Genomic DNA, 13,612 nt, shown 5'->3' with positions numbered 1-13,612 from the left:
AGGAGCTATTTCACCATGAATCGTATCTTTTTTATTTTAGTGGCGGCCGGTGTTCCGCTTTCTGTGATTGGCAGTTTGATGCATTGGCCTTCCGCGGTTCTATTTGCCGTTTATTGCGTGACGATTATCGCGCTTGCAAGCTATATGGGGAGGGCGACAGAATCACTGTCCATCATTGCAGGACCGCGTATCGGCGGTTTGTTGAATGCAACCTTCGGGAATGCGGTGGAGCTGATTATTTCCCTTTTTGCATTAAAAGAAGGCCTGACAGGAATCGTGCTTGCCTCTTTAACCGGTTCAGTGCTGGGGAACCTGCTGCTGGTAGCGGGCCTATCGTTTTTTGTCGGCGGTTTAAAATATAAGCGGCAGGAATTTAATATCCATGATGCCCGCCATAACTCCGGGCTTCTGATTTTTGCCATCATTGTCGCCTTTGTGATTCCGGAGGTATTCTCTGTTGGTATGGGAAACGCCAGCAAGCTCAATTTAAGCATCGGCATCAGCATCATTATGATTCTGTTATATGTGGCGGCGCTGTACTTTAAACTTGTCACGCATCGGGGCGTTTATCAGCCGAATAATGCCGCTCAGACTGAAGAAGAGGAAGAGCCGGAATGGTCAGGGAAGGTTGCGACGATTGTCTTGTTTGCGGCAACGATTGTGGTTGCATACATATCCGAAAACCTGGTCCATACCTTTCACTCGGTGGCTGAACAGTTCGGGTGGAGCGAGCTGTTTATCGGGGTCATCATCGTGGCGATTGTAGGAAATGCGGCGGAGCACGCGTCAGCGATTATTATGGCCTTCAAAAATAAAATGGACATTGCGGTTGAAATTGCAGTCGGCTCTACGCTGCAGATCGCTATGTTTGTCGCACCGGTTCTCGTCATCTGTTCTATCTTTTTTCCGACAAGCATGCCGCTTGTATTTACATTGCCTGAGCTCGTCGCGATGGTATCAGCGGTTCTCTTGATGATCGCGATTTCGAATGACGGGGATTCCAACTGGTTTGAAGGGGCGACACTGCTTGCTGCATATGTCATTATGGCGATCGGCTTTTTCCTTCTTTAACCTGAAAAAATGATGGATAACAACAAAGCGGGATGAAAAGACTAAGGGAAAATGCCATAGAAAGAGTGATATGATGAAAAAGCTATTTCATTCCACACTTATCGTGTTGTTATTCTTTAGTTTTTTCGGCGTTCAGCCCATCCACGCGAAAAAGCAGTTTAAGGTTCCTAATTCTGTCGCAAGCATTTCAAAGGAAAACACGTATCCGAATGCTTCACAGGATCAGCCAATGCTTCAGCCGAGCAAGCTGGCAAAGGAATTGCTCGATCATTCTGAGGTGAAGATTGAAAATCCGCATCTCATCAAAATGCTGAATGAATCCAACATATCCGGCACACCGCTTGCAGTAGGGTACCGGGCGACAATATTTCTCGGGAAATGGGCGCTCGGCTATGAATCAAATGAAACAGTCGCAAACTGGGAATATAAAAAAATCAATACAAACCGTGCGGATAACCGCGGCGGGAAAGAAACGGCTGAAATGCATTATGCCCAGGAACAGCAGTACAGAGTGAAGGGCGGCCTGACAGCTAAAGTTCCAAATGCTGAAGATGTCAAAAGCATGATGATGCAAAAAGCAATGAAGAAAACGAACCTTCCGCTTGCATTTGAGACGGTCATTGGGGCTGGCACAAAACGGGATCAGATTTATAAAGTCGCTCCTAAAAAAATCGGTTATCTACATGCATATGCACCGGCTGTGAATGAAAAAGGAAAAGTGACTTACGGAGAAGTGTACTTAGTGCTGAAAGGAAATAAACGAAAACTCGTCGTGAAAAATGTCACGTCACAGGGCATCGGCGCGTGGATTCCGGTTCAAGACCATGTCACATTTGGCTTTCAGCTTTCCTCACTGCCAAGATAAATAAAAAACTGATTCCAACTCGGAATCAGTTTTTTTGTTTATTGGGTTCTCTCGATTCGGACCGCTTCCTCAAGCATTTGCACATTGTTTTGGTAGAGCTGGCGAACGAGAACCCGTCTGACTGCAAGGCTGGCACTGAAATAATCATCATCTTTCACCATGCCTTTAACCGTAAATTCGACGCCGCGATTGATTTTATTCAATGCGGTGATGCCGTGGATTTGAAACGGTTCTGTCGGATTGCCGAATTCATCCCGCTTCAATGAATCACGAAGCTCTTCATTCAGCATGTCACATGCCTCTTCCAACACGCTGTACACGCGGTCCGGATCTTCTTTAAAGCTGATAAGAAAGGATTCGGTAATCCGCATAAAATCAATATTATAGTTCTCTATTTGTCTGACCTCGCCGTTGCTGATGGTGAGCAGCTTCCCGCTCCATTCCCGGATTTGCAGCGAGCGGAGGCCGATTTCCTCCACTGTCCCGTTGAACAAGTTGTTGACGGTGACATAATCGCCTTTGTGCAGCTGGCGTTCATATATTAAGAACACACCAGCCAGCACATCTTTGATCAGCGATTGGGCGCCAAAACCGATCACGATACCTGCTACGCCCGCCCCGGCCAATATCTTGCCGAAATCATGCACAAATAAAGAAATAACGTAAAAGATAAAACCAATTGTCGCCGTATACTGGGTGACAGAACGGACAAGGCTTTCAATCGTTTTTTCCTTTTTTTCTTCAATAAAATCCGTCCGTTTAAAAAATAGCTGTACCAGCCGGTTGATGATAAAGACACCGATCCAAAGGATAACGGCAACGAGGAGAATATCGACGATTTTATTTTGAAAAATCTCCGTAAGTGTTTCTTTCATCCGCATCTAACTCCTGGCTTGACGTTTTGTGAAGTCTGTATCCTGATAATAACTGTTTTTGACAAGAACATTCGGTCCGAGGCACCGGACATTCGGGCAGTGGCAACTTAGTTCTTTCGCAAGCTTGGTCTCTCTCCACTTTTCATAGGCGGAAGGGAGGCTGTCCGTCTGAATGTTGCCAAGCGGCGGGGTATCACCGAAATCGGTCACGATAATGTTTCCGTCGAAAATGTTCACATTCAGGCGGGACCGGCCGTCAGGGTCATTTCGCACTGTGACGTTTTTCGCCGCGCGAAGCCGGCGAAGCAGCTTTTGGTCGTCTTCGTCCGGACTGCAGGCATAAAACGGCAGCGTTCCGAACAGCATCCACGTATTTTCATCACGAATATCCAGCAAGCGGTGAATGGCCTGTCTCATCTCTTTCAGGCTGAGGGATTCAAGAGCGCTTGCGAAATCGCTTGGATACATTGGGTGGACCTCGTGACGCTGACATTTCATATCTTCTGTGATTTGGCGGTGAATATGCTCAATATGCGGAAGAGTTCGTTTGTTCAGCATCGTTTCCGCAGATACCATCACCCCGGCTTCCACAAGCGTGCGGCTGTTTTCGATCATTTTTTCAAAATAGCGAGCGCGCTGTTCGAAGGTCGGTTTTCTGTCCATCATGGCAAAGCCGATTTCAGCAAAATCTTCAACTGTACCCCAGTTATGAGAAATATGTAGCACATCGAGATACGGAATGATCCATTCGTACCGCTCGATGTCGAGGGTCAGATTTGAATTAATTTGTGTCCGCACACCCCGTTCATGGGCATATTTCAATAAAGGAACAACATATTCTTTTACTGATTTCAACGAAAGCATCGGCTCTCCGCCTGTGATGCTGATGGATCTGAGGCGCGGGATTTCCTCCAGCCGTTTTAACAGAAGATCTATTGGCAGAGCATTCGGGTCTTTAGGCTGCAATGTATAGCCTACAGCACAATGCTCGCATCTCATATTGCACAGTGTCGTCGTTGTGAATTCAACGTTTGTCAGCTGCATGTCTCCGTATTGGTCAACATCCATATAGGCTTCCCAAGGGTCAAACTCGGGCGTAATCGGACGCAGCTTCGTGTTTTGTGTCATGACTATCTAACTCCTTTATAAATGGGCATACTAACGCTGCCAACAGTTAATTTTAGACCTGATTTGCCAAGATCGCAAGTAGCGCGGCGATTGAAAAACGGCAAAAAATGAGCTACCATAATAAAAAATGAATGGAGGAACAGAATGGGGAACGCCGTAAACAATAAAGATCAGCAGATTGATTATTTAAAGAACAGACTTGACATGTTTATGAACGTCATCGATTCATTAGACCCTGAAGCAACCGACGTTGAAGATATAGACAGGCTTATCAGCATGCTTGATGACCTGGAAGCCAAATACGAACGTTTTAAAAAAGATTGGGAATAAAACCGCGCGCCCGCCGCGGTTTTTTTATTGGCATAAAGCAACAGTATAAAACAAAGCCCCTATCTGTAAAATAAGAAAAAATGCAGAAGGAGCGCTGGCCATGAAGTGGATGTGTTCAATATGCTGCGCCGCCGTATTGCTTGCCGGAGGTGCAGCACAGGCGGAAGCGGTGCCGAATGAGCCGATTAATTGGGGCTTTAAACGAAGTGTCAATCATCAGCCGCCAGATGCCGGGAAGCAGCTGAACAGTTTAATTGAAAAATATGACGCGTTTTATTTAGGGAATACAAAGGAAAAAACGATTTACTTAACGTTTGATAACGGATATGAAAATGGCTATACGCCAAAAGTGCTTGATGTCTTAAAAAAACATCGCGTAACAGGAACGTTTTTTGTCACCGGGCATTTCGTAAAGGACCAGCCTCAGCTAATCAAACGTATGTCAGATGAGGGCCATATTATCGGCAACCATTCTTTTCACCATCCGGATTTAACGACAAAAACAGCTGATCAGATTCAGGATGAACTTGATTCAGTCAACGAAGAGGTTTATAAAATTACGGGAAAGCAGGACAATCTGTACTTGCGTCCGCCGCGCGGCGTGTTCAGTGAGTACGTACTGAAAGAAACGAAACGCCTCGGCTATCAAACCGTTTTCTGGTCGGTCGCTTTTGTTGATTGGAAAATCAACAACCAAAAGGGAAAGAAATATGCCTACGATCATATGATCAAGCAGGCGCACCCGGGAGCCATTTACCTGCTTCACACCGTATCGAGGGACAATGCAGAAGCGCTGGATGACGCGATTACAGATCTGAAAAAACAGGGCTACACTTTTAAAAGCATTGATGATCTGATGTTTGAGAAAGAAATGAGGTTGCCGTCTTTGTAAAAGAGAAAAACCTCTCCTTAAACGGAGAGGTTTTTTATTATTTTAAACATTTAATCAGTGCGGCCCAATCCAGATCTCCGAAGCCTTGTTCAATCCCGTTTTCAAAATGGCTCTTGGCCAGTTCGGCAAGAGGAAGATTTGCAGAAACCTGTTTTGCGGCGGCGAGTGCCAGGTTGGTATCCTTCAGCCCTAAAGACATTTTGAAGCCGGCCGGCTCAAATTTCTGCTCGGCCATAATGGTTCCGTAATTTTGATAGACTGGAGAACCAAAGAGCGCGCTGGCGATTTCTAAAAATTGTTTTTGTTCTAAGCCGTATTTCTCCATCATTAAGAATGATTCAGATAACGCCTCCAGCATGGACACGAGCAAGAAATTGATGCTGATTTTGGCTGCATTTGCCGTCTTGCTTTCTTCGCCGACGTCAAATACCTGCTGGCTCAGGCTGTCGAGCAGAGGCTTGGCAGCTTGCTTTGCTTCCGCCGGTCCGGCTGTTATGATACGGAGCGCGGCTTTGGCTGCGGCATCCGGTCTGCCAAGAACAGGAGCGGCGAGAAAAAATTGTCCTTTCTCTGCATGAGCTGCTGCGAGCTTTTCTGAGAACTCAACACTGATTGTGCTCATCGAGATGTGAATGCCGTTCTCTGCTAATCCTTCAAGCAGCCCGTCTTCTCCGAATGTCACGGCGCTGACAGAATCATCATCTGCAAGCATAGTAATGACAATATCAGCGGACTTTGCCGCCAGCCGCGGCGTATCAGCTGCCTGTGCGCCTTTTGTGACAAATTCTTCTGTCTTTTGTTTCGTCCGGTTATATACAGTCAATTCGTAGCCTGCTTGAAGAACATTTCGGGCAATGGGCTGTCCCATATTGCCGAGTCCGATGACAGCAATTTTCAATCTGATCACTCCCTGAATATTTTTTCCATTATAAACAATATGAACAGAATATGCATAGCGATCGGCTTACAACAAAAAAGAACAGCTGCTCGCTGTCCTCATTTAAAAATATTGAACCATCCTTTATGTACAAACCAAATCAGCATCCCGATCACAAGCGCGGCCATCAGGCCAAGTACAGCAAAATATCCGTATTTCCAATGCAGCTCCGGCATGAAGTCGAAGTTCATACCGTATACACCGGCAATAAAGGTGAGCGGGATGAAAATGGTCGACACAATCGTCAGTGTCATCATAATCGCATTCATCCGGTTTGAGTTTAGCGTCACGTAGCTGTCACGCAAGTCGGACGTCATGTCACGGTTGGATTCCACAATTTCAGACAACTTTAACAAATGATCGTATATGTCACTGAAGTAGGCTTTCGTTTCCCGCTGCTCTTTCACATGGTCAAGGCTTAAAATCCGGTAGAGCAAATCACGCATCGGGATAATCGTCCGTCTCAAATGCAATAGGTCTGTTCTGAGATCAAACACCTCGTTCATCAGCGTTCCATACGTTTTGTGGGGACGGCTTTCTTCAATTTCATTCAGCCGGTCTTCAATTTTATACACGAGAGGAAAATATTCATCAACAAGCTGATCCATGATCATATAAGAAATATGCCCGGGCCCTTTTTTCAATATATCCGGTGAAGCATACAAACGCTCCCGGACTTTAGCGATACCGGGCGTTTCGTGTAAATGAAAGGTGACGACAAATTTTTCGCCTTGAAAGATATCGACTTCCTCCGTCTCAAGTGTTTCCTTATTCAGCGCATGAATCACGTAAAAACGATAGCCGTCATAATGGTCAAGCTTCGGCCGCTGCATATGCTGGAAGCAATCCTCAATGGCAAGCGGGTGAAAATGAAAAAAATCTCTCAATAACGCCGTTTCCGTATCCTCCGGGCCGTAAAAATCAACCCAGTACCATGCAATATCAGGCTGTTCCACTCGTTCGATCGGTATATTTTTCAGCAGCTGATGCTCTGTTGTGATTGCGGTAATGTTGATCATAAACAACCCTCCACCTGCCATTATATCATGCGGTCTTTATGAGAAAAGTATACGGTACTCTCTGCCTAATTCAAGCGGCATGTTATACTGAACAAAAACGGAAAAAGGGTGGATCTCATGTGGAAGGAAAAAGTATCTGTCACGCCTCCGTATCATTTTGACCGCGTGCTGGACAGGCTGTCTTTAGACCCCCTCAATGCTGTTGATCGAGAGGCGAGGGAAGTCCGTGTGCCAATCAGAAATCAAGCGGGGGACGTATGTATTGTAAAGATACAGGCGTTAGGCCATGCGGGCGATCCTGAGTTCCTCGTCAGCGGGGAAACGGATCAGGGAGAAATGATGAAGGAAATCAAGCGGATTTTTCAATGGGAAAATCATTTGCAGCACGTTCTGGATCATTTTTCAAAAACGAGCCTGTCCGCCATTTTTGAAGAGCATGCCGGGACGCCGCTTGTTCTGGACTACAGCGTGTACAACTGCATGATGAAATGCATTATCCACCAGCAGCTCAATCTTTCCTTCGCTTACACGCTAACAGAACGGTTTGTTCATGCGTTTGGCGAGCAGAAGGATGGCGTGTGGTGCTATCCAAAGCCGGAAACGATTGCAGAACTCGATTATCAGGATCTGCGTGATCTGCAATTCAGCATGAGAAAAGCGGAATACACCATTGATACATCAAGGATGATCGCAGAAGGCACACTCAGCTTGTCAGAGCTGCCGCATATGGCGGATGAAGACATTATGAAGAAACTGATCAAAATCAGGGGTATCGGCCCGTGGACCGTGCAAAATATCCTCATGTTCGGACTTGGCCGTCCCAATTTATTCCCGCTTGCCGATATCGGCCTCCAGAATGCCATCAAACGCCACTTTCAGCTGGACGATAAGCCGGCAAAGGATGTCATGCTGGCGATGAGCAAGGAGTGGGAGCCTTATTTAAGCTATGCGTCTTTATATTTGTGGAGGAGTATAGAATAATTCGTCTCCCACAATGAAGGAAATCCTGCAAACGTGTTATACTAGAAAGATGTGAAAAAACCATTTCACTTTCTGCCATCTGCAGAAAGCTTTATATAGAAACGGAGAGAACAACGTGAACCAACAAAAGAAACAGGCGCCCGTCGAACTGAAGGTCGGACAAACCTTTCCGCTGACGATTAAGCGTCTCGGCATTAACGGAGAAGGTGTCGGCTATTTTAAGAAAAAAGTCGTCTTCGTGCCCGGCGCGCTTCCTGGCGAAGAAGTTGTTGTGCAGGCCACAAAGGTCCAGCCGAAGTTTTCGGAGGGCCGCATTAAGAAAATCCGCAAGGCATCTGAGCACCGGGTGGCACCGCCTTGCCCTGTTTATGAACAATGCGGCGGCTGTCAGCTTCAGCACCTTGCATACAGCCAGCAGCTTCGGGAAAAACGCGATATCGTCATTCAGTCTCTTGAACGCCATACGAAGTTTAAAGTTGAAAATATGGAAATCAAAGAAACGATTGGCATGGACAACCCGTGGAATTACCGCAATAAAAGCCAATTCCAGATCGGGCGCTCGCAAAGCGGCAGCATCATCGCCGGCTTATACGGCCTTGATTCTCATGACATCGTTCCGATTAAAGACTGTATCGTTCAGCATCCGGCAACGAACAAAACAACAGGCATCGTCCGCCGCATTTTAGAGGACTTCAATGTGTCTGTTTATAATGAAAGAAAACGAAAAGGCGACGTTCGCACGATCGTGACGAGAGTCGGCTTTGAAACAGGCGAAGTGCAGGTCGTGCTTGTAACCGCAAAAGAAACGCTTCCGCACAAGGAAGAAATCGTCAAAGCGATTCAAAAGCGATTGCCAGAGGTCAAATCCATTATTCAGAATGTAAATGGTGCGAAAACTTCAGTGATTTTCGGTGAGAAAACAAAACCGCTCGCCGGAAAAACAGTAATTCAAGAAGTGCTCGGCGACGTATCTTTTGAATTAAGCGCCCGCGCTTTCTTCCAGCTCAACCCGGAACAGACCGTCAAGCTGTATGATGAAGTGAAAAAAGCGGCGCAGCTGACCGGTAAAGAAAAAGTCGTTGATGCGTATTGCGGCGTCGGCACTATCGGCATGTGGGTGGCGGACGGAGCAAAGGAAGTCCGCGGCATGGACGTCATCAAGGAATCAATTGACGATGCTAAGAAAAACGCCAAAAAACACGGCATGGCAAATGCCACATATGTAACAGGAACAGCCGAACACTGGCTCCCGAAATGGACGAAAGAAGGCTTCCGCCCGGACGTCGTCATTGTAGACCCGCCGAGAACGGGCTGTGACAGCACGTTCCTGGACACGATCAAAAAAGTCAAACCGAAACGCTTCGTCTACGTTTCCTGCAATCCATCCACGCTTGCGAAGGATTTGCAGACGCTGTCGAAGGACTATCGCGTGGACTATATTCAGCCTGTCGATATGTTTCCGCAGACGGCGCATGTTGAAGCAGTGGCGAGACTTGTATTGAAATCGTCTAACTAAAAAGAACATTTCCCAGTCATAAAATAGTTTTCCTAATAAGACCTGGATTTCGGTAAAATAAACAATTCCGATTTCCGGGTCTTTTTCGTGCGCAGCCCTTGTCCTAACTGTCTTTCCCCAATTTTATCTTCCTTCTTTTCTCGGAGATCTTTATTTTAACTGGCGAAAAGAATTGAAAAAACGTATTAAAAAGCGGGTGAAAAAAAGCGTTATTTAACCGGAAAAATTTCCTTCCAGTATGATTAAAATACATGAGTAAAATGATGTAAAATCATAGATATATTTTTCATAATTTGTAAAATTATATATTGACTTGCAGTTATTACGTGTGAAATATTGATTATAGGAATATAAGGAAAGGTATGGCGTATATCATTTCAAGAGTCATTCGATGTAAAAAGTTGAAACATTGTAATAAACGAAAGAGGTGAAAATGATGGCCAACCCCATTTTAAAATGAATAACGTATGAGCACTACAACAATTAAATAATAGTGCCGACGATAACAACTATTACAGTAATACCTACAATGGTTATATCCTTGCGGCAATCATGCTTCATAATAATTTAGATTGACACTTGGCTAAAAAGTATTGCAGAGAAGGAAATGGATAACTAAATGGATAAAGTATATAAAAAACGACCGTTATATAAAAGAAGTTGGTTTCAAACATTTTTGGCATTTTTAGTATCTCAGCTTTATTTTAATTTTGTAGAATTAACGGGATGGGGTCCTAAGTATAGAGAAATGAATGGATTCCCAGCAAACATAGTTGAACTAGATTTCTTTCAAACATATCTTTCATTCTATGATAATCCATGGTTTAATATTATTACTGTTTTCTTGGGAGTTTTCACTATTATACAAATAATTACAGGAATAACAAAGGATATTCGAAATTAAAGCAATAACTTCTGATGCCTTATTTAATGATGAAAGAAAATGAACACTTTCTTAATTATCTTATGAGTGAAGACTGCGACATTTAGTCAGCAGTCTATTTTATTGGTTCTGGATCAGGATTACCGAATTATAACCCTATACAAATATATAGTAGGTTGCCACTTGCTGCGTTGGTTATTTTCTAAATCATGAGCAAATCCCAAATGGTTCAGATTGAAGTTCTTGAATTCTTTTAAATAAGGGTTTATTTTCTCTTCTCATCCTCTTTACTCCATGTGATTCACAAGTGTTAGCAGCTTAAGTAGAGGTTTTTTTCATTCTCTTGAGTATTCAGTTATACCACCCCCAACTCAATTTGCTTAATCGAAGTTTATCTCTTGAAATTAGTTTTTCCGCAAATATGATATTGAGATACGGATATGGTGTAGCGTTAAATATCTTATCTTCAATAACAGGGCAATTATTTTGCGTTGGTAATATGGAGAACTCATATGATATTCTATTTAGGTTGGAATCCTTTTTATCCAAAAAGTTCAAAAGCAAGGCCACTAAGAAAGACGAAGGTCAGCGCCAGTGTTAACCACAATATAAAAAATAGGTATAGATGGTCATCCCACGTGAAATGTTCAAAAATTACTATAGATTGATAAGAAATGCTTTCGCATGCGACAAGTGTAAAAAGAAAGCATGGTCAGTTTTTTAATATTGAGATAAAGGTATAGCCGTATCCCCTAATGAAAGGATTTGATTTTTGTTATGACAGAAAATTTCTGGCGTGAATTACCACGGCCATTTTTTGTACTGGCACCAATGGAAGATGTGACAGATGTTGTTTTCCGGCATGTAGTAAGTGAAGCAGGCAGACCGGATGTATTTTTTACAGAGTTCACAAACTCAGAGAGCTATTGCCATCCGGATGGGAAGGATAGCGTACGCGGCCGTTTAACTTTTACAGAGGATGAACAGCCAATGGTAGCCCATATATGGGGAGATAAGCCTGAAAACTTTCGTAAAATGAGTATTGGCATGGCAGAGTTAGGATTTAAAGGACTAGATATCAATATGGGCTGTCCTGTGCCTAATGTTGCGGGGAATGGAAAGGGAAGCGGCCTTATTTGCCGTCCTGCAGTTGCGGCAGAATTAATACAAGCTGCAAAAGCAGGGGGATTGCCTGTAAGCGTGAAGACAAGACTTGGATACACGGATGTGGATGAATGGCGCGAGTGGCTGACACACATTTTGAAACAGGATATTGCGAATCTTTCTATTCATCTGCGTACTAGGGCAGAAATGAGCAAAGTAGATGCGCATTGGGAGCTCATCCCGGAGATTAAGAAACTTCGTGATGAGGTGGCACCAGATACACTTTTGACGATCAATGGTGATATCCCTGACCGCCAAACTGGCTTAAAACTTGCTGAACAATACGGCGTCGATGGAATTATGATAGGGCGCGGTATTTTTACAAATCCATTTGCCTTTGAAAAGGAGCCGAAAGAGCATAGCAGCAAGGAATTGCTTGATCTCTTAAGGCTACATCTGGATCTCCATGACAAATATTCAGCATTAGAAGCGCGTCCGTACAAGCCTCTTCCTCGCTTTTTCAAGATTTACCTCCGCGGGTTCCGAGGGGCAAGTGACTTAAGAAATCAATGCATGAACACAAAGTCAACAGATGAAGTGCGTGCATTGCTCGACGACTTTGAGAGAAAGTATCTTGATGGGATAGAGTAACTGCAGTGCTTGATTCAAAAAAGGCTAACACAATTCTTGACTAAAATACCTGGATTTTCGGTAAATCCGGGTCTTTTTTGTACGAAGCTTTTACTCAGCCTGTCTTTTCTCTAATTTATTGTAAGAAAATAATGGTATATTTAGTGGAGATATCTTATAAAGGGGGAGAGGAAAATGAAACGGCTATGCATCATCCCCTGCGGCAAGAAAAAAATCTGGGATGTCCAGCCTGATGCCGGGCCGGTAAGAGCAGAGGACGCTTATCTCAGCCCGTTTCATCAGGCGTGCGAGCGGTATGCAAAAACATTTTTCGATGAGTGGGTGATTTTGTCTGCGAAGCACGGGTTCCTCCGCCCTGATGATCTCGTTTCGGGAAATTACGATGTCACTTTTGGCACCGGTCATCCGGAAATCATGACAGCGGACGAGCTGCGCCGTCAATTTCACGAAAAAGGCTTTTCTGATATCGAAGAGCTAGTCATGCTTGGCGGAAAAAAATATCGAAGCGTTCTAAACGCCGTCATCGGAGAGCACCAGCATATCAGCTGGCCGCTATCATCTTACAAAGGCATAGGCTATATGCTCCAAGCGCTGAACCGGGCTGTTGAAGAAAAGCATGAACTGTAGCACATACATATGAAGAAAAGAGTGTGAACATGAAAAAGCTTGTGTTTGGCTTGCTTGCCATTGCATTATTCGGATGCGGACTATATATCTATCATGTATGGTTCGGTGATCCATTTTCGAAAAATGCTGCAGAACAGAAGCTAGTCTCTTATGTGAAACAAACCTATCCTAAGAAAGAAATCAAGATCACGAATGGGGTATATAACGCTAAAACCTCTGAATATGTATTCGAAGCAACCTCCCAATCTCATCGCTACCCAATGTGTACGAAGGGATTTCTGCATCCTAAAGTAACGTGCGATGGAATTGAAGAAGCGTATACCGAATCAGTATCAAAACATGTAAATGAAGAAGCAACGAAGGCAATCGAAGCAGATCTGAAAAAAGCGGTTCCTCGACTTATAAAAGCTGATGCTGCTTTGAGTATTGAAAACGGACAGTTCACGTTAGATACAAAATGGAACAAACAGCTGGCTGAAAAAGCGCCTATGAGCATGACGATTCAGTTAGACGCCAGCGGGTTATCAAAAACAGATGCCGCAAAGATGGCGGAAACGGTCAGAAAAACGCTTAATGAAAAGGGATATACATACTCAAACGGCACGATAGACTGTATGCAGAAGGACGGGGACGGCGGTATTGGATATGTCAAATATTCAATTAATTTTCTTTCAAAAGCAGCTATTCAGTCAAACGATGCAGAGGAACTAGGAAGTTAAAAAGATTTCCAAGG

The 13,612-nt window shown here is 44.3% G+C and carries 14 protein-coding genes; 10 read left to right on the top strand and 4 right to left on the bottom strand.

Annotated elements, in window-relative coordinates; translation table 11 throughout:
* Positions 1 to 15: 15 nt before the first annotated feature.
* Both cax and FB592_RS16720 read left to right on the top strand, forming a co-directional pair.
* Positions 16 to 1,071: a calcium/proton exchanger gene (cax, locus tag FB592_RS16725; protein WP_003242902.1), complete on the top strand. Its 1,056-nt coding sequence runs from the start codon at positions 16 to 18 to the stop codon at positions 1,069 to 1,071.
* A 70-nt stretch (positions 1,072 to 1,141) separates the two neighbouring features.
* Entirely contained in the window at positions 1,142 to 1,936 is a 795-nt protein-coding gene (locus tag FB592_RS16720; protein WP_003233657.1) for a YfkD famly protein, read from the top strand.
* A 38-nt stretch (positions 1,937 to 1,974) separates the two neighbouring features.
* Here FB592_RS16720 and mscC read toward each other — a convergent pair whose 3' ends face one another.
* The gene (mscC, locus tag FB592_RS16715; protein ID WP_010886444.1) at positions 1,975 to 2,817 is read right to left on the bottom strand and encodes a mechanosensitive ion channel protein MscC; all 843 of its coding nucleotides are present in this window, start codon (positions 2,815 to 2,817) and stop codon (positions 1,975 to 1,977) included.
* The gene (yfkAB, locus tag FB592_RS16710) at positions 2,818 to 3,939 is read right to left on the bottom strand and encodes a radical SAM/CxCxxxxC motif protein YfkAB (protein ID WP_141949822.1); all 1,122 of its coding nucleotides are present in this window, start codon (positions 3,937 to 3,939) and stop codon (positions 2,818 to 2,820) included.
* A 144-nt stretch (positions 3,940 to 4,083) separates the two neighbouring features.
* Between yfkAB and FB592_RS16705 the strand changes: the two genes are divergently transcribed.
* Positions 4,084 to 4,269, top strand: coding sequence for an SE1561 family protein (locus tag FB592_RS16705; RefSeq protein WP_003223132.1), 186 nt, complete (start codon positions 4,084 to 4,086; stop codon positions 4,267 to 4,269).
* Between the two features lie 100 nt (positions 4,270 to 4,369).
* Positions 4,370 to 5,161 carry a delta-lactam-biosynthetic de-N-acetylase gene (pdaA, locus tag FB592_RS16700; protein ID WP_003244439.1) on the top strand — a complete coding sequence of 264 codons (792 nt, stop codon included), beginning with the start codon at positions 4,370 to 4,372 and terminating at the stop codon, positions 5,159 to 5,161.
* Positions 5,162 to 5,198: 37 nt separating this feature from the next.
* Here pdaA and FB592_RS16695 read toward each other — a convergent pair whose 3' ends face one another.
* A complete protein-coding gene (locus FB592_RS16695) occupies positions 5,199 to 6,059 on the bottom strand; it encodes an NAD(P)-dependent oxidoreductase (RefSeq protein ID WP_141949820.1) in 861 nt (286 codons plus the stop codon).
* 98 nt (positions 6,060 to 6,157) lie between these two features.
* Positions 6,158 to 7,117 carry a magnesium/cobalt transporter CorA gene (gene corA / locus FB592_RS16690; RefSeq protein ID WP_003233650.1) on the bottom strand — a complete coding sequence of 320 codons (960 nt, stop codon included), beginning with the start codon at positions 7,115 to 7,117 and terminating at the stop codon, positions 6,158 to 6,160.
* A 117-nt stretch (positions 7,118 to 7,234) separates the two neighbouring features.
* Between corA and FB592_RS16685 the strand changes: the two genes are divergently transcribed.
* The 6 genes from FB592_RS16685 to FB592_RS16660 all read left to right on the top strand — a co-directional run bounded on the left by FB592_RS16685 (position 7,235) and on the right by FB592_RS16660 (position 13,598).
* Positions 7,235 to 8,098, top strand: coding sequence for a DNA-3-methyladenine glycosylase family protein (locus FB592_RS16685; RefSeq protein ID WP_141949817.1), 864 nt, complete (start codon positions 7,235 to 7,237; stop codon positions 8,096 to 8,098).
* 115 nt (positions 8,099 to 8,213) lie between these two features.
* Positions 8,214 to 9,614, top strand: a complete 1,401-nt coding sequence (rlmD, locus tag FB592_RS16680; RefSeq protein ID WP_015252551.1) for a 23S rRNA (uracil(1939)-C(5))-methyltransferase RlmD — start codon at positions 8,214 to 8,216, stop codon at positions 9,612 to 9,614.
* A gap of 619 nt (positions 9,615 to 10,233) precedes the next feature.
* Positions 10,234 to 10,518: a YfzA family protein gene (locus tag FB592_RS16675; protein WP_021481197.1), complete on the top strand. Its 285-nt coding sequence runs from the start codon at positions 10,234 to 10,236 to the stop codon at positions 10,516 to 10,518.
* A gap of 756 nt (positions 10,519 to 11,274) precedes the next feature.
* Complete coding sequence (locus FB592_RS16670) at positions 11,275 to 12,252, top strand: tRNA dihydrouridine synthase (RefSeq protein WP_141949815.1); 978 nt, start codon at positions 11,275 to 11,277, stop codon at positions 12,250 to 12,252.
* Between the two features lie 174 nt (positions 12,253 to 12,426).
* Complete coding sequence (locus FB592_RS16665) at positions 12,427 to 12,879, top strand: DUF6884 domain-containing protein (RefSeq protein ID WP_003233638.1); 453 nt, start codon at positions 12,427 to 12,429, stop codon at positions 12,877 to 12,879.
* A 29-nt stretch (positions 12,880 to 12,908) separates the two neighbouring features.
* Positions 12,909 to 13,598 carry a YfjL-like protein gene (locus FB592_RS16660; protein WP_141949813.1) on the top strand — a complete coding sequence of 230 codons (690 nt, stop codon included), beginning with the start codon at positions 12,909 to 12,911 and terminating at the stop codon, positions 13,596 to 13,598.
* Positions 13,599 to 13,612: the final 14 nt, after the last annotated feature.

The organism is Bacillus sp. SJZ110 (assembly GCF_006715455.1).
Classification (GTDB): Bacteria; Bacillota; Bacilli; order Bacillales; family Bacillaceae; genus Bacillus; species Bacillus subtilis.
The sequence above is the reverse complement of the archived record's forward strand: the minus strand, read 5'-3'. Positions and strand labels throughout refer to the sequence as shown.

Bases quoted from the DNA above. Each gene is read 5' to 3' on its own strand.
- cax (WP_003242902.1), top strand. From the start codon at position 16: ATGAATCGTATCTTTTTTATTTTAGTGGCGGCCGGTGTTCCGCTTTCT.
- FB592_RS16720 (WP_003233657.1), top strand. From the start codon at position 1,142: ATGATGAAAAAGCTATTTCATTCCACACTTATCGTGTTGTTATTCTTT.
- mscC (WP_010886444.1), bottom strand. From the start codon at position 2,817: ATGCGGATGAAAGAAACACTTACGGAGATTTTTCAAAATAAAATCGTC.
- yfkAB (WP_141949822.1), bottom strand. From the start codon at position 3,939: ATGACACAAAACACGAAGCTGCGTCCGATTACGCCCGAGTTTGACCCT.
- FB592_RS16705 (WP_003223132.1), top strand. From the start codon at position 4,084: ATGGGGAACGCCGTAAACAATAAAGATCAGCAGATTGATTATTTAAAG.
- pdaA (WP_003244439.1), top strand. From the start codon at position 4,370: ATGAAGTGGATGTGTTCAATATGCTGCGCCGCCGTATTGCTTGCCGGA.
- corA (WP_003233650.1), bottom strand. From the start codon at position 7,117: ATGATCAACATTACCGCAATCACAACAGAGCATCAGCTGCTGAAAAAT.
- FB592_RS16685 (WP_141949817.1), top strand. From the start codon at position 7,235: ATGTGGAAGGAAAAAGTATCTGTCACGCCTCCGTATCATTTTGACCGC.
- FB592_RS16675 (WP_021481197.1), top strand. From the start codon at position 10,234: ATGGATAAAGTATATAAAAAACGACCGTTATATAAAAGAAGTTGGTTT.
- FB592_RS16670 (WP_141949815.1), top strand. From the start codon at position 11,275: ATGACAGAAAATTTCTGGCGTGAATTACCACGGCCATTTTTTGTACTG.
- FB592_RS16665 (WP_003233638.1), top strand. From the start codon at position 12,427: ATGAAACGGCTATGCATCATCCCCTGCGGCAAGAAAAAAATCTGGGAT.
- FB592_RS16660 (WP_141949813.1), top strand. From the start codon at position 12,909: ATGAAAAAGCTTGTGTTTGGCTTGCTTGCCATTGCATTATTCGGATGC.